Source organism: Roseofilum sp. SBFL, assembly GCF_017746885.1.
In the GTDB taxonomy this organism is placed as follows: domain Bacteria; phylum Cyanobacteriota; class Cyanobacteriia; order Cyanobacteriales; family Desertifilaceae; genus Roseofilum.
The window spans coordinates 40,390-63,864 of sequence record NZ_JAGHZH010000192.1; the positions used below are offsets into that span (position 1 = coordinate 40,390).

The 23,475-nt window shown below is 45.5% G+C and carries 24 protein-coding genes; 11 read left to right on the top strand and 13 right to left on the bottom strand.

Going from position 1 to position 23,475, the window contains the following annotated elements; all coding sequences use genetic code 11:
- Nucleotides 1-90 precede the first annotated feature (90 nt).
- Nucleotides 91-879 (top strand): fumarylacetoacetate hydrolase family protein, encoded by a 789-nt coding sequence (locus J7545_RS22125; RefSeq protein WP_318699947.1) that lies wholly within the window; start codon nt 91-93, stop codon nt 877-879.
- Here the strand turns inward: J7545_RS22125 and J7545_RS22130 are convergent.
- Nucleotides 876-1,355 carry a Tic20 family protein gene (locus J7545_RS22130; RefSeq protein ID WP_318699946.1) on the bottom strand — a complete coding sequence of 160 codons (480 nt, stop codon included), beginning with the start codon at nt 1,353-1,355 and terminating at the stop codon, nt 876-878. The genes J7545_RS22125 and J7545_RS22130 overlap by 4 nt on opposite strands.
- Nucleotides 1,356-1,466: 111 nt before the next feature.
- Here J7545_RS22130 and J7545_RS22135 point away from each other — a divergent pair, with 111 nt between their 5' ends.
- Nucleotides 1,467-2,384, top strand: a complete 918-nt coding sequence (locus J7545_RS22135) for a histone deacetylase (RefSeq protein ID WP_413038731.1) — start codon at nt 1,467-1,469, stop codon at nt 2,382-2,384.
- Here J7545_RS22135 and J7545_RS22140 read toward each other — a convergent pair.
- Nucleotides 2,381-2,635 (bottom strand): hypothetical protein, encoded by a 255-nt coding sequence (locus tag J7545_RS22140; protein WP_271935950.1) that lies wholly within the window; start codon nt 2,633-2,635, stop codon nt 2,381-2,383. The genes J7545_RS22135 and J7545_RS22140 overlap by 4 nt on opposite strands.
- A 124-nt stretch (nt 2,636-2,759) precedes the next feature.
- Between J7545_RS22140 and J7545_RS22145 the strand changes: the two genes are divergently transcribed.
- Nucleotides 2,760-3,329: a DUF2854 domain-containing protein gene (locus tag J7545_RS22145; RefSeq protein ID WP_318699943.1), complete on the top strand. Its 570-nt coding sequence runs from the start codon at nt 2,760-2,762 to the stop codon at nt 3,327-3,329.
- A 24-nt stretch (nt 3,330-3,353) separates the two neighbouring features.
- Here J7545_RS22145 and J7545_RS22150 read toward each other — a convergent pair whose 3' ends face one another.
- A complete protein-coding gene (locus J7545_RS22150; protein ID WP_271935954.1) occupies nt 3,354-3,614 on the bottom strand; it encodes a chlororespiratory reduction protein 7 in 261 nt (86 codons plus the stop codon).
- Nucleotides 3,615-3,958: 344 nt separating this feature from the next.
- Between J7545_RS22150 and sir the strand changes: the two genes are divergently transcribed.
- The 3 genes from sir to J7545_RS22165 all read left to right on the top strand — a co-directional run bounded on the left by sir (nt 3,959) and on the right by J7545_RS22165 (nt 7,872).
- Nucleotides 3,959-5,899 carry a sulfite reductase, ferredoxin dependent gene (sir, locus tag J7545_RS22155; protein ID WP_318699941.1) on the top strand — a complete coding sequence of 647 codons (1,941 nt, stop codon included), beginning with the start codon at nt 3,959-3,961 and terminating at the stop codon, nt 5,897-5,899.
- A 198-nt stretch (nt 5,900-6,097) separates the two neighbouring features.
- Nucleotides 6,098-7,087 (top strand): ATP-binding cassette domain-containing protein, encoded by a 990-nt coding sequence (locus J7545_RS22160; RefSeq protein ID WP_318699940.1) that lies wholly within the window; start codon nt 6,098-6,100, stop codon nt 7,085-7,087.
- On the top strand, nt 7,084-7,872 hold the full coding sequence (locus J7545_RS22165) for an ABC transporter permease (RefSeq protein WP_318699938.1): 789 nt from the start codon (nt 7,084-7,086) through the stop codon (nt 7,870-7,872). The genes J7545_RS22160 and J7545_RS22165 overlap by 4 nt, the downstream gene beginning before the upstream one ends.
- Nucleotides 7,873-7,898: 26 nt before the next feature.
- Here the strand turns inward: J7545_RS22165 and J7545_RS22170 are convergent, their stop codons facing one another.
- From J7545_RS22170 to J7545_RS22180, 3 genes are all read right to left on the bottom strand, one after another.
- Nucleotides 7,899-8,453, bottom strand: a complete 555-nt coding sequence (locus J7545_RS22170; RefSeq protein ID WP_318699937.1) for a hypothetical protein — start codon at nt 8,451-8,453, stop codon at nt 7,899-7,901.
- A gap of 14 nt (nt 8,454-8,467) precedes the next feature.
- Nucleotides 8,468-11,218 (bottom strand): valine--tRNA ligase, encoded by a 2,751-nt coding sequence (locus J7545_RS22175; protein ID WP_318699936.1) that lies wholly within the window; start codon nt 11,216-11,218, stop codon nt 8,468-8,470.
- A 163-nt stretch (nt 11,219-11,381) separates the two neighbouring features.
- Complete coding sequence (locus J7545_RS22180) at nt 11,382-12,386, bottom strand: phosphoribulokinase (protein WP_318699935.1); 1,005 nt, start codon at nt 12,384-12,386, stop codon at nt 11,382-11,384.
- A gap of 615 nt (nt 12,387-13,001) precedes the next feature.
- Between J7545_RS22180 and petH the strand changes: the two genes are divergently transcribed.
- Nucleotides 13,002-14,168: a ferredoxin--NADP reductase gene (petH, locus tag J7545_RS22185; RefSeq protein ID WP_413038730.1), complete on the top strand. Its 1,167-nt coding sequence runs from the start codon at nt 13,002-13,004 to the stop codon at nt 14,166-14,168.
- 113 nt (nt 14,169-14,281) lie between these two features.
- Here the strand turns inward: petH and J7545_RS22190 are convergent, their stop codons facing one another.
- The 3 genes from J7545_RS22190 to J7545_RS22200 form a co-directional block, all read right to left on the bottom strand.
- Complete coding sequence (locus tag J7545_RS22190) at nt 14,282-14,746, bottom strand: gas vesicle protein K (protein ID WP_318699932.1); 465 nt, start codon at nt 14,744-14,746, stop codon at nt 14,282-14,284.
- 24 nt (nt 14,747-14,770) lie between these two features.
- Complete coding sequence (locus J7545_RS22195) at nt 14,771-14,917, bottom strand: hypothetical protein (RefSeq protein ID WP_318699931.1); 147 nt, start codon at nt 14,915-14,917, stop codon at nt 14,771-14,773.
- Nucleotides 14,918-14,978: 61 nt separating this feature from the next.
- A complete protein-coding gene (locus tag J7545_RS22200) occupies nt 14,979-15,965 on the bottom strand; it encodes a site-specific DNA-methyltransferase (RefSeq protein ID WP_318699930.1) in 987 nt (328 codons plus the stop codon).
- Nucleotides 15,966-16,171: 206 nt separating this feature from the next.
- Here J7545_RS22200 and J7545_RS22205 point away from each other — a divergent pair, with 206 nt between their 5' ends.
- A complete protein-coding gene (locus tag J7545_RS22205) occupies nt 16,172-16,735 on the top strand; it encodes a retropepsin-like aspartic protease (protein WP_318699929.1) in 564 nt (187 codons plus the stop codon).
- A gap of 76 nt (nt 16,736-16,811) precedes the next feature.
- Here the strand turns inward: J7545_RS22205 and J7545_RS22210 are convergent, their stop codons facing one another.
- Both J7545_RS22210 and J7545_RS22215 read right to left on the bottom strand, forming a co-directional pair.
- Complete coding sequence (locus J7545_RS22210; protein ID WP_318699928.1) at nt 16,812-17,315, bottom strand: hypothetical protein; 504 nt, start codon at nt 17,313-17,315, stop codon at nt 16,812-16,814.
- Between the two features lie 47 nt (nt 17,316-17,362).
- The gene (locus tag J7545_RS22215; RefSeq protein WP_318699927.1) at nt 17,363-17,611 is read right to left on the bottom strand and encodes a hypothetical protein; all 249 of its coding nucleotides are present in this window, start codon (nt 17,609-17,611) and stop codon (nt 17,363-17,365) included.
- Between the two features lie 157 nt (nt 17,612-17,768).
- On the opposite strand from J7545_RS22215, the gene J7545_RS22220 reads away from it, so the two are divergent.
- Nucleotides 17,769-20,081, top strand: a complete 2,313-nt coding sequence (locus J7545_RS22220; protein ID WP_318699926.1) for a CHASE2 domain-containing protein — start codon at nt 17,769-17,771, stop codon at nt 20,079-20,081.
- Between the two features lie 165 nt (nt 20,082-20,246).
- Nucleotides 20,247-20,420, top strand: a complete 174-nt coding sequence (locus J7545_RS22225; protein ID WP_318720128.1) for a hypothetical protein — start codon at nt 20,247-20,249, stop codon at nt 20,418-20,420.
- A 149-nt stretch (nt 20,421-20,569) separates the two neighbouring features.
- On the opposite strand, the gene J7545_RS22230 is transcribed toward J7545_RS22225, so the two are convergent.
- Together J7545_RS22230 and J7545_RS22235 are read right to left on the bottom strand one after the other, a co-directional pair.
- Nucleotides 20,570-20,914, bottom strand: a complete 345-nt coding sequence (locus J7545_RS22230) for a hypothetical protein (RefSeq protein WP_318699924.1) — start codon at nt 20,912-20,914, stop codon at nt 20,570-20,572.
- Between the two features lie 300 nt (nt 20,915-21,214).
- Complete coding sequence (locus J7545_RS22235) at nt 21,215-21,859, bottom strand: Uma2 family endonuclease (protein WP_318699923.1); 645 nt, start codon at nt 21,857-21,859, stop codon at nt 21,215-21,217.
- A 345-nt stretch (nt 21,860-22,204) separates the two neighbouring features.
- Here J7545_RS22235 and J7545_RS22240 point away from each other — a divergent pair, with 345 nt between their 5' ends.
- On the top strand, nt 22,205-23,230 hold the full coding sequence (locus tag J7545_RS22240) for an ABC transporter permease (protein ID WP_318699922.1): 1,026 nt from the start codon (nt 22,205-22,207) through the stop codon (nt 23,228-23,230).
- Nucleotides 23,231-23,475: the final 245 nt, after the last annotated feature.

Here is a 23,475-nt window from a genome sequence, read left to right on the forward strand (position 1 = left end):
GCCAAAGCCTACAACAGTTAAGTTAGATAGATGGGTTCTTAAAATTTAAGACCGATCTCTGATTATACACAAAAAGTAGCAGGTAAGGTAATGGCCCAACGCTATGTCCGAGTCCAAACAACCGAAGGCAAGATTTATTATGGATTACTCAAGCTTAACCGCGAGGTGCAAGTGCTTGATGCTCCGCCTTGGTTACAGGGACAACCCACTGAGTTAATCCTAGAGGTCGATTCCTATCATTTGCTGGCCCCTTGCGCTCCCTCGAAGATTGTGGCGGTGGGGAAAAATTATGCTAATCATGCAGCAGAGATGGGCACTCCAGTACCCGAGGAACCTTTGCTGTTTATGAAGCCCTCAACAACAGTTATTCCTACAGATAAACCCATTTTATATCCCCCCCAATCGGAACGAGTTGATTATGAGGGAGAATTGGCGGTAGTGATTGGGAATCGCTGTGTAGACTGTACCCCAGAAGAAGCGGCCCACAAAATTTGGGGCTATACGATCGCTAATGATGTCACTGCCCGGGATATGCAACGTCGGGATGGCCAATGGACAAGAGCAAAAGGGTTTGATAGCTTTTGCCCGTTAGGGCCTTGGATTGTACGCGAAATCAATCCAGGGGCAAGATTACAAACCTTTCTCAATGACGATCGAGAACCTCGCCAATCGGCTTTAATTAGCGATATGGTCTTTACTCCAGAGATTTTGGTCTCTCATATTTCCCAAATTATGACCTTAATGCCTGGAGATGTAATTTTAACGGGGACTCCAGAAGGGATTGGCTCCATGCAAGTGGGCGATCGCGTTCGAGTTGAGTTAGAGGGGATTGGTTCTCTAGATAATCCAGTGATCGCCCGCTTCGGAGCAACTCCCTAACGGACTTGAGTATAGGCCGCTTCTGAAATCGTAGGGATTTCGGCGTAACGCCCCATAATAGATTGGGCGATCGCATAACCTACAGCGGCTAATACCCCCAAAAAGATGGCATTGTTGAGCGTCTCAATGATTAATCCTCCCCGAAACACCGGTTGGAGGATATAACTCATGACCAGAGAACATAAAAACAAGACAATATCCATTAAAATCGCTTGCATGGTATTGAAGCGAATAAAGTGGTTAATATTTGGATTACGAACCACCGCCATAAACAAGACAAAGAAGATAATCAGACTGGCAAAAGGAATACTGTTATAAATTTGCATCAATGGAGCTAGAGGGATTAAGAGCAATTGAAAAATGGGGAACTGCATCATCAATGAGATTCCAAATGGCAGTCCATATAACAGAGGTAGTAGATAGGGTAAACAAGCAAAAATGCGATCGGCTACGGTGGTCGTTCCACGCCAGGTCATGGTTGAGTTCTCCTTAAGCATGAGGCAACATCATCCAATCCACCATAGCGCAAGTTCCCGATCAAAAACTTAATCCTAGCTCATATCAATTAACAATTAATTCCATTGACTATATCTGTTCCCATTGTTTATCACCCCGATTATGTTGCGCCTTTACCCCTAGGTCATCGGTTTCCCATGGCCAAATTTAAACTACTCTATGAACTGCTTTTGAGCGATCGCATCATCACCCCTTCCCAAATCCATACTCCCGAACTGCCCCCTGTTGAATGGCTGCAACTCGTCCATACCCCCGACTATATCCAAGCCTACTGCCAAGGAACCCTAGACCCCAAGGCCCAACGACGCATTGGTTTACCCTGGAGTCCGGCCCTAGTGCAGCGCACTTGTCGGGCTGTAGGTGGTTTTATTCTCACCAGTCAACTGGCTTTAAAACATGGACTCGCCTGTAATACCGCTGGTGGTACCCATCATGCTTTTCCCGATCGGGGTACAGGATTTTGTATTTTCAACGATTTGGCGATCGCCGCCCGCGTCCTGCAAACCCTAAAATTAGCCCAGAAAATCCTCATCGTAGACCTAGACGTACACCAAGGAGACGGAACCGCCTGGATATTCCGAGACGACCCCAGTGTATTTACCTTCTCCATGCACTGTGACATCAACTTTCCCAGCCACAAACCGCCCAGTGACCTCGACATCCCCCTTCCCGTCGGTATGGAAGACCAAGCCTACTTACAAACCCTCGCCACCTATCTCCCCGACCTCCTCAGCCAAGTCCAACCCGATCTCGTCCTCTACGATGCAGGAGTTGACCCTCATATCCATGATGCCCTCGGAAAACTCTCCCTCACCGACACCGGAATATTCCGGCGAGACATGCAAGTTCTCAGCACCTGTCTAGCCGTAGGATATCCCATCGCTTGTGTCATTGGCGGAGGATACGCTAAAGATATGTCCGCCTTAGTCTATCGCCATTCCCTCTTACACCGCGCTGCCAGAGATGTCTATTATCACTATCGGCTCTAGCCCAAAAATGGATGGCTCTTACTATCCGCCTGTTTATTTCTAGCCGCCTCACTCATAAACCGCTTCAGAGCTTTTTCCCTATTTTTCATAAACGCCGTCCAAAATCCAGGTTGGAACTCATCCATAGTTTTAGCCAGCGCCCACACATCCACCGCTAAAATATTGTAGAGCGTTTCATCTTCGCGCTTGAGGGAGTTGATTTGATCGAGTAACTGACGAGTTTTGGACGAAGGAAAGTCCTTATTGACCATTAGAAAATCTCCCTAAAACGTTGCGATACTCTTTCAATGATAATGGTTGTAGATCTTCTCTGGTGCTTGGTCGTCGCTCTCTAGAAACGGTAAAGTAGTCATTGATTCATTAAATAAGACGATTATGTTACGCAAAATTTCCTTGGGCACTGTGGGTTTATATGTAGGAGGTCTCTTAACGATAGGAGGCTTCGTCGCCTATTTTACTAATCATCCGACCCTCAACTTAGCCGGATTTTTTTATGGTATTCCCCTCTTATTAGGAGGACTCGCCTTAAAAGCCTCAGAATTGAAGCCAGTCCCCGTTACTCAAGAAACTTCTGCTGAGGTATTAGCCCTACGGGATCGACAAGGAACCTCCACCCAACTCCAGGTATGGAAAGATGTGACTCGGTATCGATATGGCCAAGAAGCTCATCTGGATGAGTCTCTCAAAAGTTTAGGCTTAAGTCCCACAGATGAGGAACGCCCCCTACTCATTGGCATTCGAGAAGTAGCCGTTGATAGCTCTTATGCTTTGGTTTTAGAGTTTGAGTCTCCCTTTGTCTCTTTAGACGCTTGGCAAGAGAAACGAGAAAAAATAGAATACTTTTTTGGCCCCGGCTTGCGGGTTGAAGTTGCCCCTCAAGAGGGAGAAGAAGATTGTTTTGATATCTTCTTAATTGCTGTGGGTGAACCCGCTCGAGTCAGCTAACCCTCTCTAGTGGATAGTTTCAACTTAGGATTTTTCTAAGCGCACCACGTACCACTGTAAGAAGGCTCCTGGGCCAAGATCGAGTTCACAGGAGGTTTCCATCAGAGACTTGGCCTGGTCTTCTAGGGTGGTGAATTTTTGTAAATCTCTAGGTAATTCCTCTTGGAGTTGGCTCAAACAGGCTTTAAGCTTATGAAGCAATTCAGCTTCTGTCAGAAATTGCTCCGGTTGATTAGACTCTAAAACCACAAACCCATCGGACTGATACATGAGAGAATCAGGCATTTTAGTTCCTCTATTTAAGTTATTCATTTAAAGTACAGCACTTGATGCTGCCCTGAGTCCTTACCCCCTCAATCTGGCTCTCAGCAGCAGTCTCAGGCACAAACTTGGACAGGGGAACTTTAACATCCCCATTATCAAGGCGAGTTTAAAAAAAAATTAGCTTAACTGAATTTGAGGCCCCACTTCTGATACAATGGTAAGAAACCCCAATTATCTAACTCGATGTTGGGTCATTCCTCCTCAGGTTGGGGGTATTTTGAGAGAATGACGCTGTTCGGTTCATTTTCCGATCGCCGTGGAGTTAGAACCTTTAGTATTGTAGCAAAAATTGACTCGTTTGTTCTATGGTTTTATCCCTAAATCCTCCTACTGCAACATCTAAGCCATCTAAGATAGAAGTTCTGAAAGAAAATAGTGATTTTCTCAGAGAACCGGTTGCTTCAGAATTATTGGAAGATACGACCCATTTTTCGGCCGATGCGATTCAAATTCTGAAGTTTCATGGTTCTTATCAACAGCTCGATCGCGAAAATCGAAAAATAAATGGAGAGAAAAGTTATCAGATGATGCTCCGTACGCGCAGTCCGGGTGGCTTCATTCCTCCAGAACTGTATTTGGCGCTAGATCAGTTATCAGAAACCTACGGAAATCATACCCTGAGAGCAACGACTCGGCAAGGGTTTCAAATTCATGGAATTCTGAAGAAAAATTTGAAAGCGACCATCTCCACCATCGTCAAAAATATGGGGTCTACCCTAGGGGCTTGTGGGGATTTAAATCGGAATGTGATGGCTCCGGCGGCACCTTATAAAACGAAGCCAGAGTATCAATATGCTTGGGAATATGCGAATAAGATTGCAGATTTACTCAGGCCACAAACAGGAGCCTATTATGAGATTTGGCTCGATGGCGAAAAGGCGATTAGCGCAGAAGAAGCGCCGGAAGTTAAGACCGCACGCAATAAGAAGGTTAATGGCACGAATTTTAGGGATCTCGAAGAGCCGATTTATGGTACGCATTATATGCCCCGTAAATTTAAGATTTGTTTGGCTGTGCCGGGGGATAATTCGGTCGATATCTTAACCCAAGATATTGGTTTGGTGGTAATCACGAATGCACAGGGAGAGTTAGAAGGGTTTAATGTGTATGCAGGGGGTGGGTTAGGTCGCACTCATAATAAGGAGGAAACCTTTGCACGAGCTGCCGATCGCATTGGCTATGTGGAGAAGGAAGATGTGTACGATCTGGTGAAAGCGGTTGTTGCTACTCAGCGAGATTATGGCGATCGCCACCAGCGCCGTCATGCCAGAATGAAGTATCTGCTCCATGATTGGGGTGTGGAAAAATTCCGCGCTCAGGTTGAAGAGTATTTCGGTAAACCTCTAGCTCCCTTTAAACCTCTCCCCCCATTTGAATATCAAGATTATTTAGGTTGGCAAGATCAGGGAGATGGTAAACAGTTCTTGGGCTTGTCCATTGAAAATGGTCGGGTCAAAGATGAAGGTAAGTTTCAGCTCAAGAGTGCCTTGCGGGAAATTATTACCCAGTTCCACTTACCCATGCGCCTTACGCCCAATCATAATCTGATTATCTATGAAATCGATCCTCAAGATCGAGCAGCGATTACCTCCATCTTCAAAAAACACGGAGTCGAAACCGATCCCAAACGCCTCGATTCCTTAGTACGCTATTCCATGGCTTGTCCAGCCTTTCCCTTATGCGGCCTAGCCATTACTGAATCAGAACGCGCCCTACCCGGAATTCTTGCCCGCATCCGCACCTTACTCAAGAACGTTGGATTACCCAAAGAATACTTTGTCGTCCGCATGACCGGATGTCCCAACGGCTGCGCTAGGCCCTATATGGCCGAGTTAGGATTAGTCGGTCAAATGCCCGGAGCATACCAAATCTGGCTAGGAGCAGACCCCAATCAAAACCGGCTCTCTCAACCCTTCTTAGATAAAGTCAAGGATGAAGACATTGAGTCCACCCTAGAGCCATTATTCGTCTATTTCAAGCAAAGTCGCCTCAATAACGGCAAAGTCGAGAGTTTTGGAGATTTTTGTCATCGAGTCGGTTTTGACTTGCTCAGGGCGTTTTCTGAACGTTATACCCCAGGATCGGGGTTAGTTGCTTTGGGTAAAGACTCGGGTAAAGCCCGATACCGGATTGGGGTGCGGGATACGGTTTATCAGGAGTTTAAGGATTTAGCTGTCCAGGAAGGCAAGTCCATGACTCAATTGGCGACTGAGGTGTTAGAAGCCTATATGGCCGAAAAAGTTTAAACCAAGTTAATTGAGAATAGAAGAAACCGGGTTTTTAGCAAAAACCCGGTTTCTATTTGGTTACGGCGTTGTTTGAACTTAAAGATTATCTGGATTCAGTAATTAATAATTAATAATTAATAATGACCTCTCATACAAGGTGAGCGAGCCAAAAATTCAGCTACCATAAGTAATGTTAACTTTTACCAGGCAAAGGAGATGGGTAATCCTCTAATTGGAGTGTATCACCTGAGTAAAACCTATCCCGTCGCGATGAAGGAGCCGGGATTTCAGGGCACATTACGGCACTTCTGGAAACGGCAGTACCGCCAAGTTGAAGCCGTTAAAAATATTTCCTTTGAGATTGAAGCGAGTGAAGTAGTAGGATTTTTAGGTGCGAATGGAGCAGGAAAAACTACGACGTTAAAGATGTTGACGGGTTTGGTGCATTCCTCTGGTGGCCAGGTGACGGTAGGAGGATATGTGCCCTTTAAGCGTGAAAGGGATTTTTTACGCAATATTACGTTGGTCATGGGTCAAAAACAACAATTATTGTGGGATTTGCCGGCCATGGATTCCCTGCGAATTAATGCCGCAGTCTATGAGTTATCAACTTCAGAGTTTCGATCGCGTTTAGGGGAACTGACGGAAATGCTCTCATTACAGGATAAACTAACGCAACCCGTGCGTAAGTTGTCCCTAGGGGAGCGGATGAAGGCGGAACTTTTGGCGGCATTGCTGCACCGGCCGCAAGTGTTATTTTTAGATGAGCCAACTTTGGGATTAGATGTGAATGCTCAGGAGAATGTGCGGGAATTTCTGCGGGAATATAATCAGCGGTATGGAGCGACGATTTTGTTAACGAGTCATTATATGGCTGATATTACTGCATTATGCGATCGCGTCCTCTTAATCCACAAAGGAGAATTAGTCTATGATGGTTCCTTGCAAAGGTTGCTCGATCGCTTTGCGCCCTATCGAGAAGTGCAAGTAGACTTAGCCCAAGAGTATTTAACCACAGAATTGGAAACTTATGCAGAAATTGAGGCGATCGCCGGTCACCAAGTCCGCTTTTTAGTCCAACGAGAAGCCTTAACTACCACTATTTCCCATATTCTCGCTGACTTAGAGATTGTCGATCTCAAAATTACTGACCCTCCCATTGAAGAAATTATTGGTCGAGTCTTTCGCACGGGAATGACAACATGAAATTCACTCTAAAGAAAACCCAAACTTTTCTCGATACCTATTATGCCCACATGGTTGAATATCGGGCAGAACTGTTTTTATGGGCTATCTCCAACAGTTTACCCTTTATTCTTATGGGCGTTTGGATTGAAGCGGCTGATAGCGGTCAATTTGCTTTAAGTTCTATCGAATTTGGACGCTATTTTTTAAGCGTCTTTCTCGTGCGCCAATTAGCATTAGTTTGGGTGATTTGGGAATTTGAAGAGGAAGTGGTATACGGTCAACTTTCCCCAAGATTATTACAACCGATTGATCCGGTTGCCCATTATCTCGCTCGCCATATTGCAGAACGGCTGGCAAGAATTCCCTTTACCATTGGCTTAATAGTTTTATTTTTTGTCCTGTATCCCCAAGCTTTTTGGATACCCAGTTGGCAGGAGATCGCCTTTTTTCTAGTCATTACTCAAATCGTCTTTGCTGTCCGATTTGCACTGCAATATACCTTCGCCATTTTTGCCTTTTGGACAGAACGGGCTGGCGCTCTAGAGCAATTTTGGACGTTATTGTACGTCTTTTTATCGGGAATGATTGCCCCTTTACAAGTGTTTCCTCCTGTTGTCCAAGAAATCCTCTGGTGGACTCCTTTCCCCTATCTGATTAATTTTCCTGCCTCTGTTCTCATTGGTCTACCGGTCAATTGGGGTCGTGCCCTTTGTACTTTAATTGGATGGGGACTGATTTTTTATGCCGCTAACCGTTGGTTGTGGCGCAAAGGATTAAAACATTATTCGGGCATGGGAGCATAGCAATTAATGATTAATTGCTGGAGGGACTAGCGATCGCCTCCTTCTCCCTCTTGGAAGTGTTGGAGCTTGGCTTCGAGGTCTTGCTTTTCCTCTTGAAGCTGCTTAAGCTGGGTTTCCAGGTATTGCTTTTCCTCTTCTAATTGGTTTTTTTCCTTATTCAGTTTTTCTTCAACAATTTGTAATTGGGCATGTCGTGCTTCGACTTCCAGTTTTCCCCGGGCGACTTCCTGACTTTGCAGGGTCAGATCTTGCCGCCATTGTTCAGCCCTCTCCATTTCCCCGTGCAAAAACTCTGGCGTAATTCCTGCACTCAAATACTGTTCAACTAACTTGAGTACCCAATCCTTAGCCTCAGCAATACTAAGGATTTCGCGGTTTTCAGTCACTTCAAGTAGTACAAGCTGGTTCTGAGTCCAACTATCGCTCTCGCTACAAGGAATAAGGTCTTGCTCAGCGGCCAGTTTCCAGGTGGTTTCGGACTCCTGAGCTGCTAAAACCTGTAAACCTACTTTGCCTAACAATTGCTCTTTTTGTACCTGGGCTAGATATAACATGGCCGTTGATTGTTCAGTGTAAGTCATGGACGAGATCGCCCTTAATTTGAGAGAGACTTGAGACGATCGCGCAGGATTTGAGCCTGGATCTGCAATTGTTCTAACGTATCTCTAGCCCCTTGAACGACATCTTGAGGCGCTTTGTTGACAAATCCAGGATTCCCCAAACGGGCTTGGAGAACTTGGCTTTCTTTCTCAATCTTACCCAAATCTTTCTCAACTTTAGCGCGTAGCGCTCCAATATCGACAACTCCAGCGAGGGGAATTAAAACTTGTACCGTTCCAGTCACTCCCACAATGGTTTGCTTCATTGGCTCGTCTAAGGTAGCGCACACTTTGGGGGCTTCGGTTTTGGCGATCGTCTGGATCAGGGATGAGCCTTGGGTTAAGATCTCTCGCTCGGTTGAGTTTTCCGTTTGCAGGATAACGGGAATTTGGACACCCGGCTTAATTTCGGCGATCGCTCGTAGGTTCCGAATCGTGCGAATGGTGTCAATCAGTTGGGCAAATTGGGCTTCTAAATCAGCGTCGATCAGCGCTTCATCGGCTTCTGGATACCTTTGTCGGGCTAAGGAGGTGCCTTCACTTCGGATTAGGGTTTGCCAAATTTCTTCAGTAATATGGGGCATAAAGGGATGCAGAAGCTTTAAGATCCCATCTAGGACTAGGGCTAAGACTTGTTGCGCGACTAACCGGGATGCAGCAGAAGCGGTATCTTCCTCCTTGTCCTTTTGCCATAATCTAGTTTTGACCAGTTCGATATACCAGTCGCAAAAGTCGTTCCAAATTAGTTCATAGATGCCTTTGGCCGCTTCTCCTAAGCCATACTGGTTGAGATCGTTGCGAGTTTGGGCAGCGACTTGATAGTAACGCGACAGTATCCAGCGATCGCTCTCCTCTAAATCCTCAACGGCTGCCACTCCCAGATCCGCAGGGGTTTTGCCCTCCAAATTCATCATCACAAACCGGGCGGCATTCCACAGCTTATTGGCAAAGTTGCGAGACGCTTGCACGGATGCTGACTCATCAGTTTTGCGATCGTATTCTAAGCGAATATCTTGTCCTGCACCCGCTACTTCCCGAATCAAGGTATAGCGCAGGGCATCAGCCCCATATTTTTCGATGAGCACTAAGGGATCGATACCATTTCCGGCTGTTTTTGACATTTTCTTGCCATTTTCGTCCAGGACCAAACCATGGATATAAACAGTTTGGAAGGGCATTGTTCCGGTGAAATGACCTGCCATCATCGTCATCCGCGCCACCCAGAAGAAAATAATGTCAAAGCCGGTTACTAGGGTGGAGGTGGGATAATACCGCTCCAGATCGGCGGTTTCTTCCGGCCATCCCATGGTGGAAAAGGGCCAGAGTCCGGAGGAAAACCAGGTATCGAGAACATCAGGATCTTGCTCGAGTTGCACGGTTTCCCCATATTCCGTTTTGGCTTGAGCGAGAGCTTCGGCTTCATCCGCTGCCACAATGAAGGGAGTCGAATCTTTAATTTCTCCCTCGGTTTCGCTCACCACATACCAAGCCGGAATTTGATGACCCCACCACAATTGCCGGGAAATACACCAATCTTTGAGTTTTACCAACCAATCCCGATAGACTTTTTCCCAGCGTTGAGGCACAAATACTGGCTCATTCTGGTTATCCAGGAATTCCAGGGCGTGATCGGCTAAGGGACGAATGTTGACAAACCATTGGGTAGAAATCAGGGGTTCAACAGGAACTTTACCGCGATCGCTATAAGGAACCGTCGTCTTATAATCCTCTACCTTCACCAAACAGCCCTCTGCTTCCAGGCACTTCACCACCGCCTTCCGCGCTTCAAATCGGTCTAGTCCCTCAAACTCCCCAGCATTCTCATTCAAACTACCATTCTTGTGCATGATATTAATCAGGGGCAGATGATGACGTTTGCCCATTTCAAAATCATTCGGGTCATGAGCCGGCGTTATTTTTACACAACCCGTACCAAACTCCGAATCCACATACTCATCCCCAATAATGGGAATCTCCCGACCCACAATCGGCAACCCCAGCGTTTTACCAATCAAATCTTTATACCGCTCATCCTTGGGATTTACCGCCACCGCCGTATCCCCCAACATTGTTTCCGGACGAGTCGTTGCCACTTCCACAAACCCCTCACCCTCAGTCAACGGATACCGGAAATACCATAAGTGAGCATCAACTTCCTTCTTCTCAACCTCCACATCAGAAACCGCAGACTCAGAAGCAGGGCACCAATTCACCATATAGTTGCCCCGATAAATCAAACCTTCCTCATAAAGCTGCTTAAAGGCTCTAATCACAGCCTTCGATAGCCCTTCATCCATCGTAAACCGCTCCCGCGACCAATCCACGGATACCCCTAGACGGCGCAGTTGATTAACAATTGTGCCTCCAGACTCCTCTTTCCATCTCCACGCTCTTTCTAGAAAAGCCTCCCGACCCACATCGTAGCGACTTTTACCCTCACTTCTGAGTTGCTTTTCTAAAATCGTCTGTACCGCAATACTGGCATGATCCGTTCCCGGCAACCACAATGCATTCTCTCCCAGCATCCGATGATAGCGAACCAATGTATCAATCAAGGCACTTTCAAAGGCATGACCCATATGCAGGCTACCCGTTACATTCGGCGGTGGAATCACCACACAGAACGGATCTCCACCCTCATTCGGATCGGCCTTAAACGTTTCGTTCTCTTCCCAATACCGTTGCCATTTGGCTTCAGCACTCAAGGGATCGTATTGAGTCGGGTTACTAGAAGAAGGTGCGCTCATGAGTTGCAGAATCGATTGAAAATTAGGGAACGGTAAAACAATCTACCGTTTTTGAATTGGAATTGCGAGAGCCAGACCAAAAGACTCTCGCAGCCCCTTTCTGGCTCTAGTTTACAGGAGAACCAACCCTCAAGGTGTTGTCCACAAGTGGTGACATTTCTGCCTAAACACTTGCTGGGACTTTGACCGGTGCTTGGGTTAACTGCTCGTAAATGGCTCGCATTTTCAATCCAGTTAGCACTTGGAAAAGTCCCGTACCATTGGTTGAACCTGGATAATCAGGATGTTGCCGCAGTAAATGAGTTAATTCCCCATATTCTTCTGTTGAGGTGTTGCTCAAATGACCTTCGATATAGATGAGTTCCTCTAAATTATCAAACTGGCCATCAACTTCCAGGATAGAAACTTCATGGCCATAGTAAGCATCTGGCCCATAATGCATTTTAATGCCGGGATAGGAGCAGGTTAACTTGCGTCCACAGGGAATCCAATCAATGGTTGAGCCTTCGTCAAACAGGTAGACGGGGTCACGACCGGCAACTCCATAGCGTTGAATCATCCGTACCCGTAAGATTTTACGGTCTTTGTCGTCTTGAATCAGTTGAGTTGGCAATACCTGAATCACCACGTCTGCATGAGCTTTTTGGGGGTCGATATAAGCCATAAAGTCTGGCCGACGAGCATTAATAGCAAAGAGTACATCTTCATAGCGATGGCCTCTCTCTGCCATATCTCGCTGGATTTTCCAGGCAATTTTGACTTCATCACTGATGTCAAGATAAACACTAAAATCCAGGAGTTCCCTTACCCGTTCGTCATACATTGGATGCAGTCCTTCTAGGACGACAATGGATTTGGGATGGATGGTTTCGGGGGGATCGATTTCCCCAGTAGTATGGTTGTAAATGGGTTTTTCTATGGATTCACCGTTTTTAAGCGCTTTGGCTTGCTCATACATTAAGTCAAAGTTGTTAGCTTTGGGGTTGAGCGCGGTAATCCCAGTTTCTTTACGTTGTTTACGGTCTAAAGAATGGTAATCATCCAGACAGATTACGGTTATGAGATCTTCTCCAAATAAGTCAGTTAAGCGACGTAAGAAGGTTGATTTCCCACAACCGGAGTCTCCGGCTACACCAACTAAAACCACGCGATCCGGTTTACTCGTCATAGATTTCCTCTGTCAATCAATGGGTTCACTAAAGTTAGTTTTGGTTTATCACGAATGGAGTTAAACTAGCGTTGAGGGCAACCCATTAAAACCGCCCTTCATTTAAACCCTGGAGGGCGTTTGCTCCCTAAATAGCAGCCTCACTCTCTCTGGTTGGGAACAACTCAAGCTAGAGTTCAGCTCAGGTTTCCATTTTCAATATTCTGGAGGGAATTCTACCAGAATGGGATCATCCCCACAAGGCAAGTTTAGAGATTTGAGGGTTGTCCTCAATACCTATGCTACGGTGAATGGGGTCTTTAAGAAAACCTAATCCCAATTATTCCCTCTGAAAAGGGGCGCTTTTCGATAAAATAGTAGAATTGTCCCTCGCTTGCCTTGTGTGAGAGAGTGGAGGTGAGACTCCTGATAAAGGGTTTTAGAGTATGTAGGGCGCGCCTCATTGAGTCTGGATTTAAGTCTTACTCTTTAACTGTTGCTTGCAGAGTGGGATTGACCAGTGAGAATGACTCGCTTACCGTACCTCTAGTCGCTTTGTCATCACTCTCGCCCACAGGACTTGGTAATGTTTCGGCAATTGTGCCGATGTAAATGGGGAAAGGAGAAAATCAAGGAATGTATACATCGAGTTTAACGGGTACAACCAATAGCAACCGTCTGTTTCGGTTTGAAGTGGTTGGTCTTAACCCAGGTAGCACTGGAAATATGAACGGTTCAGTTCGTTACAGTGGTAGCATCTTCATTACTGTGCCTTACAGCCGTATGAATCAGGAAATGAAGCGTATTTCTCGTCTAGGAGGCAAAATTGTCAAGATTGAGCCGCTTGATGCTGATACCCCATCAAGTACACCTTCAGGATCGAGTTCAACTCCCCAAGGTAAGGTTCACAAGAAATCTGAAGATCAAAAGATTCCGATCAATATTTACCGCCCTAAAACTCCTTACGTTGGAAAATGTCTCAGTAATGAAAAATTGGTGGCTGAAGGCGGATTGGGGATGGTCCAACATTTGACGTTCGATCTGTCCCAAGGAGACCTGAAATATGTGGAAGGCCAAAGTATTGGTATTATTGCTCCCGGAGATGATGCCAATGGTAAGCCTCATAAATTACGGTTGTATTCGATCGCCTCTACTCGTCATGGGGATGATGAAGAGGATAAGACGGTTTCTCTGTGTGTCAGACAGCTTGAATATAAACAGCCGGAAACGGGAGAAACGGTTTATGGCGTTTGCTCGACTTACCTGTGTAATCTTGAAGCCGGTGCAGATGTGGCTATCACTGGACCAGTGGGTAAGGAAATGCTCTTACCAGATGATGAGGAATCCACGGTTATTATGATGGGAACCGGAACTGGAATTGCTCCTTTCCGTGCTTATCTGTGGCGCATGTTTAAGGAACAGCATGAAGATTATAAGTTCCGGGGATTCGCTTGGTTGTTCTTTGGTATTCCTTATAGTCAAAATATTCTCTATCGGGAAGAGTTGGAGAAAATGCAGCAGGAATTTCCTGATAATTTCCGCCTGACTTATGCTATTAGCCGGGAACAGAAAAATCCCGAAGGCGGTAAAATGTATATTCAAGACCGGATTAAGGAAAATGCGGATGAGCTGTGGGAATTAGTTCAAAAACCGAATACCCATATCTATATGTGCGGTCTCAAAGGTATGGAACCGGGTATTGATGAAGGGATGTCTGTAGCTGCCGGAAAGTTTGGTGTTAACTGGGATGAGTACCGGAAACAACTGAAAAAAGAACATCGTTGGCATGTGGAAACTTACTAAAACTGACTAAGTTCTGCGATCGCTAGAAAGTAGGGGAGTCCTCTAGGGGATTCCCCTATTTCTATAAGGACTGAGTGTACAATGGCGAGACATGGAGACACGCGGAAAATTCCCTATTCCTTATTCCCTATCCGATCGTCGATGGGTTTGGAGGTAAGAATTAAGCGGAGTTTGGCATGGATCAGGTTAAGTTGTGCTAGACCGAGATCCACATCACCTTGAACGACAATGCCGGTATGCAGGAGCCGGTCTAAGAGTTCTAGAATGGAGGGGCGATCGCTATTTTCACCTGGATAATACCCTTGTTTGGGCAATAGGGAGCCAATTTCCCCTAAATCAATATTTAAGTCAGCCGGATCGATGTCAAAGATTTCGCATAAGTTGATAATCTGTTCTTCTAGACGCTGTAAACTTTCAGCCGCTCGATCTAATTCCTCTTCGCTTAGGCTGCCAGAATCCATGCGCCGAATGACTTGAGCTTCCATCAGTTGGCGAATGAGTTCGACAACGGTAAGCAGTAAAGGTGCAAGTCCTGCGTCAGGGGAGCGATCGGAAGAGGGAACCAGGGAAGAAGTCATGGGCGATTGAGTCGTACTGAAACCTTACTTTACTTTACGACCTTTGACCAGTTGATTCCAATACTGCTTCTGGTAGTGTAAATATTGACTATGCCACTCCTGGAAGCGGCGATCGCCATCCCGAACCAACATTTTGCGATAGTCTTCTGAAGAAATATACTTGTTAGTCATAATAGTGAGTTCAGCAACTGACTACTGTTGTAACACTTCTGAGAGTCAAGTTACACTCTTGTTAGGGTTCTATCGCACTGTTTACACGACTCCTTCCTTCTTTCTCCGTTCCCTTTCTCTGGCACTTTAAAGTATTTCTATCCCAAAACACCCCATCTGTATATCCTTGAATCGATGAATCCTGCTCTGCTAATTGAAGTCGCTTTAATGCCCAACAACAATAGTCTTGATTTAATTCAATCCCCGCAAAGTTCCGTTTGAGCTTTTTTGCCACCACGGCTGAAGTCCCGCTTCCGAGAAATGGATCGAGTACCATATCATTCGGATTTGAACTCGCTAGAATCAGTTTGGCTATCAATTTTTCCGGTTTCTGTGTGGGATGATCGGTGTTTTCAGGCATTGACCAAAAGGGAATGCTAATATCTGTCCAAAGATTTGAAGGATGCGTTAATCTGAAGTGGCCATCCTCTTCTTCACTCCAGTCTTTGGGCTGACCATTTTTATGCCGATAGGGCGCAATCACTTTTCGTTTTTGCTTGACTAAATCCAGGTTAAATGTATATCGATCGGAAACCGTACAAAACCAAATATCTTCGGTGTTATTCTTCCAATTGGTTTTTGCACCTCGCCCTTTTTCCCTCTCCCAGGTAATGCGATTGCGAAGATAAAATTCTTGCTCTAGGATAGGGGCAATTAATATAGAGGTTTTCCAGTCAGAGCAGACATAGAGCGTTGCTGTCGGCTTGAGGATGGGCTTGAGAATCTTGAGGACAGAAGCAAACCAATCTTGATAGTCTCCTTGTGTTTTTTCCTTAAATGAATGACCATGATAGTTTTTGGAAAGATTATAAGGGGGGTCTAGAACTAAAAGATCGACAAAGTTTTTGGGGAGATATTCACCAGCGATAAATAGATCTTGATGAATAATTTTGTCTTTTATCCGATCGAGTTCTATCTGACGATCGAGACAGAGCAAAGACTGACTGAATAGGGATAGCTCTTGCTCCGAGCATGTAAGTGTTCGATTTCGGGGGGCACGATTTTTCACGATCAAAATCTCAACAAGATGAAGTACATGCAAGTCTCTATTCTAGGGTAGTAGATGTATGGCACTTTTCTCTGAAGTATAGCTTGAAGCGTTAGACCCTAAGTAATACCGGCTATTCCCGATTCCCTAGCGCTTCGCGCTATATGGCAGTGGACAGAAAGGAATGGGTAAACTAGAGATTAGGTCCGATCAGTCGCTAATAATTTATGAACAAACATCTATGGAGTAAGAGTTTGGGTATGACGGTTGCCCTTGGGATAGGCTTCATGCTCGGTGGAGCAGAGAGCGCGATCGCCCAAGAAGTGCAAGGCTGTTTTATGGTAACCTCTTCTGGACAAGCGATTCCCTTAAGTGGCGTGTGTGATGGGACTTCCGCTCCCCGTTCTCGTCCTGCGACTCCAGGGGTATTTCAAGCCCGGATTAAGCGCCGTTTGGGGGGAATTCCGGTGATTGAGGTGACCTTTAACGATCGCCACTCCTTTGAGATGATTGTGGATACGGGAGCCAGTGGTACTCTAATTACTCAGGAAATGGCGCAGAAACTGCAAATCGAACCAGTTGATTCTGTCACCAGTACGATCGCAGATGGTTCTAGGGTGACCTTTCCCTTGGGTTATGTGAAGTCGATTGCTGTCCATGGAGCTGTGGTCAGGGATATTCCGGTGGCGATCGCCCCTCGGATGGCGATCGGTTTACTTGGCCATGATTTCTTTGGCAACTACGACGTACAAATTAAGCAAAATGTGGTTGAATTTCGACCTCGATCTTAATCAGATGAGGGGATAGGGATCGGGAGACACGCAGATGTGGCGACACAGAGATTCCCTATTCCCGCTTCCCTAGTCCCTATTCATGTTCCATCCAACGCAAATCAAGATCGTCCTCGTGCAGATGTTGCATGGGGAACCAAGGGGTATCGATTTGTTCTAACAGCCAACCTTCCCAGTCAGAAAGGCGATATTTAAGAACCGTGGGATCGGGACGGACTTCAAGCTTCTGTTTCCATCCTTCATGAATTTCCGTATGCCAATCCACCGTTAACAGTCGGATTTTAAGCTGTTTAATCGTGGTCATGATTTCCGAAAATCCATAGGTTTCGGCGGTATTTTCTACTCCTTCTCCCTGTCCGCTGGCAGTTCCCCATTCGTTGATCAAGGCAACCAGTTGTCCGATAGAGCCAGGTTCCCGGAAAACGGCAATAAAGGTATAACGAGTGATGGAGTGGTCTTGTTTCTTGATTCTAAAGAGTTTGATTAAATGGGGGCGGTAGTCAAACAAGAGCCGGATAATAACATTAACCCCCATGGTTGAACCGGCTGCACTCGCTGGAATCACTCTAATTGCGGTCACGTTTCCCTCCTAAAATTCAGTTTAATAAGTGAGTTGTTTAAGTTGACTTAGCTATCGATTGGTCTAAAGATGAGGTTTGGGGAACCTCTGTATCCGTCTGTATCCGGTTTGTACACAAGGGTCTCTAGAGGAGCTAATCCCACCAGAGCTGAATGCAAACATGATTCTAACTTTAGCTGCACCAACTTGCAATCAATCGTTGTTGGCTCTAGAAGGCGATAAGTATACCGCATACGGACATGAACGGCGATCATCGCTGGCGCGATAATGCGACAGATCGCTGGTGCGATCGCCACTGAATTATCTTGCCTTAATTGTAAATTTTTGTAAAGTTTGCATAAAATTATGCCTCCAAATCTGAGAACCCTATAGAAGGGATCTGTGTATGCCCCTTTAATTTCCTGTAATTTAGGACAAGGAAAGGTGAGATCGGACAGTCCGGAGGTAACAGACGTGGCAAAACTGGTAGTTTTGGAACTTGAAGGCAGTTTGAGTGAGGACGGCTTTCGGGTGCGGTTACAAATGGGGGAAGAAGGAAAACGCCCCGATCTAGACATATCAGGATACTTACCGTCTGAACCCGATCTAGCGGAATTGGTACAAAGTCATTGGATAGACAAGTATCGCCCTTTAGGACTCCTCAATACAAGGGGGTTAAAGCCAAAAGCAATCAAATACGATGGAGTTATCAGTCGGCTTAAAGCCTGTGAAGAATCAGGTACTCAAGTGTGCGATCGCCTGAATCAATGGCTCTGCTCCCCTGATTTCCGGGACATTGACCTTCAGATCCGAGAGGAACTTAACTATAGCGATCCCATTCGCTTTATTCTGCGCACCACATGCAATGATTTGCAAAAGCTGCCTTGGCACAGTTGGAATCTCTTCTCCAGATACAAGAGTGCAGAAATCTCCTTCAGCGATCCTGAGTTTAGACGATCCGATCCCCTCAACTCCACTCCACCGGGAAAAGTCAGAATTTTAGCGATTTTAGGACATAGAGAAGGGATCGACACTGAAAAAGACTGCCAAATCCTCAACTCACTTCCCCACGCAGATGTCACCTTTCTTATCGAACCGAAACGATCCGAAATCAACGATCAATTATGGGAGCAACCCTGGGATATCCTCTTTTTTGCTGGACACAGCGAAACCGATGGCGAAGCTGGCAAAATTTATATCAACCCCGACCAATATTTAACCGTCGATCAAATCTGGTTTGGTCTACGAAAATCCGTCGCACAAGGCTTAAAACTTGCCATTTTCAACTCCTGTGATGGCTTAGGGTTAGCCCGCAGATTGGATGATGTACAGATTCCCCAAATGATTGTCATGCGCGACTATGTTCCCGATCAAGTTGCCCAGAAATTCCTCAAGTCATTTTTGCTTAACTTTTCCCAAGGATACTCGTTTGAAGTTGCCGTCCGACAAGCGAGAGAAAAGCTACAAGGACTAGAAGATCAAATTCCCTGCGCAACTTGGTTACCCGTTATTTGGCAGCATCCTGACTACATCTCCCCCACCTGGGATGATTTAGTCGGACAACCCCTTCCCTCTTCTTTGTCTTGGCAAAAAGCCTTAAAAATCACCCTATGCCTCTCTATGGCAGTGACAACTCTGGTGATGGGGGTACGGTCTGCGGGCTTCTTGGAACCGATGGAACTGAGAGCATTCGATCAACTGATGCGATCGCGCCCTGTAGAACAACCCGATCCTCGTCTTCTCATCGTGGGAGTTACTGAAGAGGATATAGAATTATACGATCATCCTTTACCCGATCGCACGTTAGCAGAGATTATAGATAAGCTAGACGTTCATCAACCGGCAGCGATCGGCTTAAATATTTATCGAGATAAACCCGTTCCAGCGAACTCTGCCGATCAAACCATGAATCAGCATTTTCGACAGAATGAAAAATTGGTGAGTATATGCAAATTTGAGTACAACAACGATCCAAATACCAGTATTGATCCACCCGATCATAGTCCACAAAAGCAAGTGGGATTTGTGAATTTATGGACCGATCAACACAATCCATATGCTTCAGGGATGATCCGCCGATATACGTTGTCTCAAACCGATCATATGACCCCCCCTTTTTATCACTGTAAAACTCCTTATTCCTTGGCTTTTCAATTGGCTTGGAAATATCTGAGTTCTAAGGGTGTGGTTGTTCAAGCGAATCCACAAGAAGATTGGCAATTCGGTCAAAAAGTTTTTACGAGTCTAAAGCGGGGTCGTCCTGGATATTACCAATCTGATTTACCGAGTGAACAAATTCTAATTAATTATCGCTCAACACCCACTCGTGAAATTGCTCAACGAATTAGTGCAGACCATGTTCTGAACAACAAATTTAAACCCAGTTGGATTAAAGATAAGATTATTCTAATTGGTATGACGGCTGAAAGTGTTCGCGATCCTCAACATACACCATTAGGCCTTATGCGAGGCTTAGACATTCATGCTCATGTAGCGAGCCAAATTATTAGTTCTGTTCTGGATAATCGACCTTTATTTTGGTCACTGACCTGGTGGCAAGATGGTCTTTTTGTTTGGATTTGGTCAATGGTAGGAGCGATAACGACATTGTATTTTCAGAAATATCCTTGGCGATTAGGTTTAGGTACTGCCTTATTATGTATTTTAGTCTACTACTTATCTTTCGGGATATTTTTGCAGGGAGGTTTAATGGCTCTTATTCCGTCAATATTAGCTTTATTAACCACTGCACTGTGTACAAGATTCTATCAATATTGGCGAAAGTAGCTAGTTATTATTCAAATTAAAAAGCTGACCGATCAAATGGGTTAGACGATCTATAAATAAAAGCAGTCCCTACTTGATGATTATTTAACACAAGAACTTTTAAGTCGTTCAATTAGTATAACTTGAGCAACTGACTCTAAACAGTTTACAGCGCTACACGCTGTAATGGGGGTATTTATTCACCATGAACACTCTTCCACAATGGTGAAACTCCATTGCCAAAATCCGACTGGGGACTATAATTGTGCGATCGCAGGATCTTTAACCGCCAATGAAGCGGCTTGGCTTGCCCATGAAATCCAAGACTGGCTCTATTCGGGAATAGGGAATGGGGAATAGGGCATCGGAAAAACCGAGTTTCACTTTTTCGTTTTATTAAAGGATTCTTTCCCGAAGGAATTGACGCAATGCTTCTTCAGTTGTGAGAAATCTTACTGGGATGATGCTCGTCTGGATATTTAGATGTTTAGATGTGGTGGCCCTAATTGTTACCCTGGAACAGCAGGTACATCTCGGAGTAAGTCAGGTTCGTTGTGTACAAAGGTAATTTGCAATGTCCCGACTAACTCTTGCTCTTTCAGTGTTGAGTCATGAGCAGGCATAAGCTGCTTCAAGCTCTCTTTGCTCAACTGCAAACCTGTCTCCTGTAGCGTTCCAGCGAGTCTGTTCAAATTAGCGATCGGAACCTGGAAGTTGATGCAGATCAGGATATTTGAGTACAGGTGAAAGTCGATAATCCAAGCTCCAGCTTGATTAATTGCCTCACTTACACGATGGATCATCCCAATTCGTTCTGCTCTAGTAAATCCATCCAGGCATAGGAACCGTTGCATAAAGAAAACTAGCCTCCAATCTGAAACAGTTACAATATAGCCAGAATGAGCGGAAGTAGTGTCGCTGCATAAAAGTGAGACATCAGAAAATCCGTCGTAAAGCTTACTCTGCTAGAAAAAGATCGCGTCCAATATGAACCGGCAACTCTACAACCCTAGCGAAATCAGCCAACATCCCAGCTTCAAGGAGACTGCTATAGTCCCTCTGGATCGTGTGAATCTTGGGCAGCAGCGCGTGAGATGGGGACGATCGATTCTGGCACGGCTCCTGTGCATCTGGAAGTTCTCAGCTATTGATCGTTAAATGATTCTTTCCTGAATTAATTGACGCAATGCTTCTTCTGCTGCGATTTCATCTTCTTGGGCTTGCTCTAAAAAGCGATACAAGTCTTCTTTTTTGATTATGGGAAAAGTCGGTGATCGCTCCCATTCCTGATAAACTGTTCCTTGCAGTTGGTAAATGCGCCATTCTTGCCCATTGTAGCGCCAAAATTCAGGCACTCCCAGAGCCGCATAGAGTTGATTTTTATCAATATCCGTGTGAGTAATATCCACTTCAACCACTAAATCTGGAGGTGGATCTTGCTGTAAATCGACTTTGCGACCTGCAACTTGAGGTTGATTTTGAATATAATAGGCATTGTCCGGTTCTGCACCGCGATCCAAGTCTTGACGAGCTAAAGTAGTAGAGCGCATGGATTTGAGCTTCAATCCCATGGTGGCGACTAGCACGCGAATAAATACCCCAATCAACTCAGCCGCAAATTCATGGTCTTCTAGGGGCATAACAAATTCTAACGTTCCGCGATTGTAAATCAGTCGTACTGCTCGACTTTCCGGTAAGCCATGGAGAATGTGTTGATAGTTTTCCCAGGCTAATCCATGCAGTATCAAGCGCTGTTCTCCAAGTGTATTTTGTTGATGGGTAGCAATTCCAGAAATCATATCATGTCCGATTAAATATTAGCATCCACTCGAATTCCTCTCCCTCTAACTTTCCTTGTCTGTCTCGTCCTCAGCAGCAGAATCATCGGAATCTTTTGTAGTTTCAGGAGTATCCGGCCCGCATGAATCAACTGACTTTTCATCCATTAGATCTAATTGCTTTTTAGATAAATTGACACCCTCTAGTATGGTATACTTATTGTAGCGTGCAGCAGCAGCGCGTGAGATGGGGATGCTCAATTCTGGAACGGCTCGTGTGGATCTGGAAATTCTCAGCGATCGCAGCCCCGATCGCCCCTAAAATAGGGACTAATTGAGCAACGATAGTGTTAAGTTACCGATTTTATGTCCCGTTCTAAGGCTCTCCAGTATTATATTCTGACTCGTGTGTTGCTGGCTCCCTTGATGTTGTGGCTGATTGTCACTTTGGTCTTCCTATTATTAAGGGCGACTCCGGGCGATCCCGTGGATGCGATTTATGGAGCGAGAGCGTCCGCAGAAGCGAAGGAACAGTTGCGACAACAATTAGGCTTAGATTTGCCTTTGGGGTTGCAATACCTAAATTATTTGGGCCGTTTGTTGCAGTTGGATTTGGGGACATCCTTAACCAGTCGCGGACAGACGGTTTGGGATATTATTGGTTTGCATTTTCCGGCAACGATGGAGTTGGCCGTGTGCAGTATGGCGGTGGCGCTGGCGATCGGGATTACGATTGGTACGTTGGCGGCTTCGCGTCCGAATACACCTTTAGATGTGGGCGCTCGGTTGTTTAGCATTATTACTTATTCAGTACCGCCGTTTTGGGCGGGGATGCTGTTGCAGTTAATTTTTGCAGTGGAGTTGCAATGGTTTCCTTTGGGAACTCGTTTTGCCCTGGGAGAAACGCCTCCCCAGGGGCCGACAGGACTTTATGTGATGGATAGTGTATTAAGTGGGAATTTGGGACAGCTTTGGATTTCGATTCATCATTTAGCCCTGCCATCTTTGACGTTGGGGTTGTTGCTCAGTGGGATTTTTGAGCGAATTGTGCGGGTGAATCTGCAACAAACTCTCTCAGCGGATTATGTGGAAGCAGCCAAGGCACGGGGAATTCCGGAGTTGAGGATTTTGCTCTCCCATGCCCTGAAAAATGCGTTGATTCCGGTAATTACGATTTTGGGGTTGACGTTGGCGGCGCTGTTGGGGGGAGCTGTGTTAACGGAGGTAACGTTTTCTTGGCCGGGTTTGGGCAATCGGTTGTATGAGGCAATTAGCGATCGCGATTACACAACGGTTCAAGGGGTTGTTGTGTTCTTCGCTTCTATTGTTGTCATGGCTAGTATTGCGATTGACATCCTCAATGCTTATGTCGATCCCCGGATTCGCTATTAAGCTTATAAGCTCAGTTAATGTCAATCATCAGGATCGCTAAATTAAAAGTGCTTTACAAAACTACATAAAGTCGCTTATATTAGAAATGTGGACGGAAACAAACCGCCACAGAACCTAGAAAAATAAATAGCCATTATAAAAGCATGACCACAACTCTTCAACAAAGCTCCAATGCGAGCGTTTGGGAGCGGTTTTGTCAGTGGGTAACCTCAACCGAAAACCGCCTCTATGTAGGCTGGTTCGGC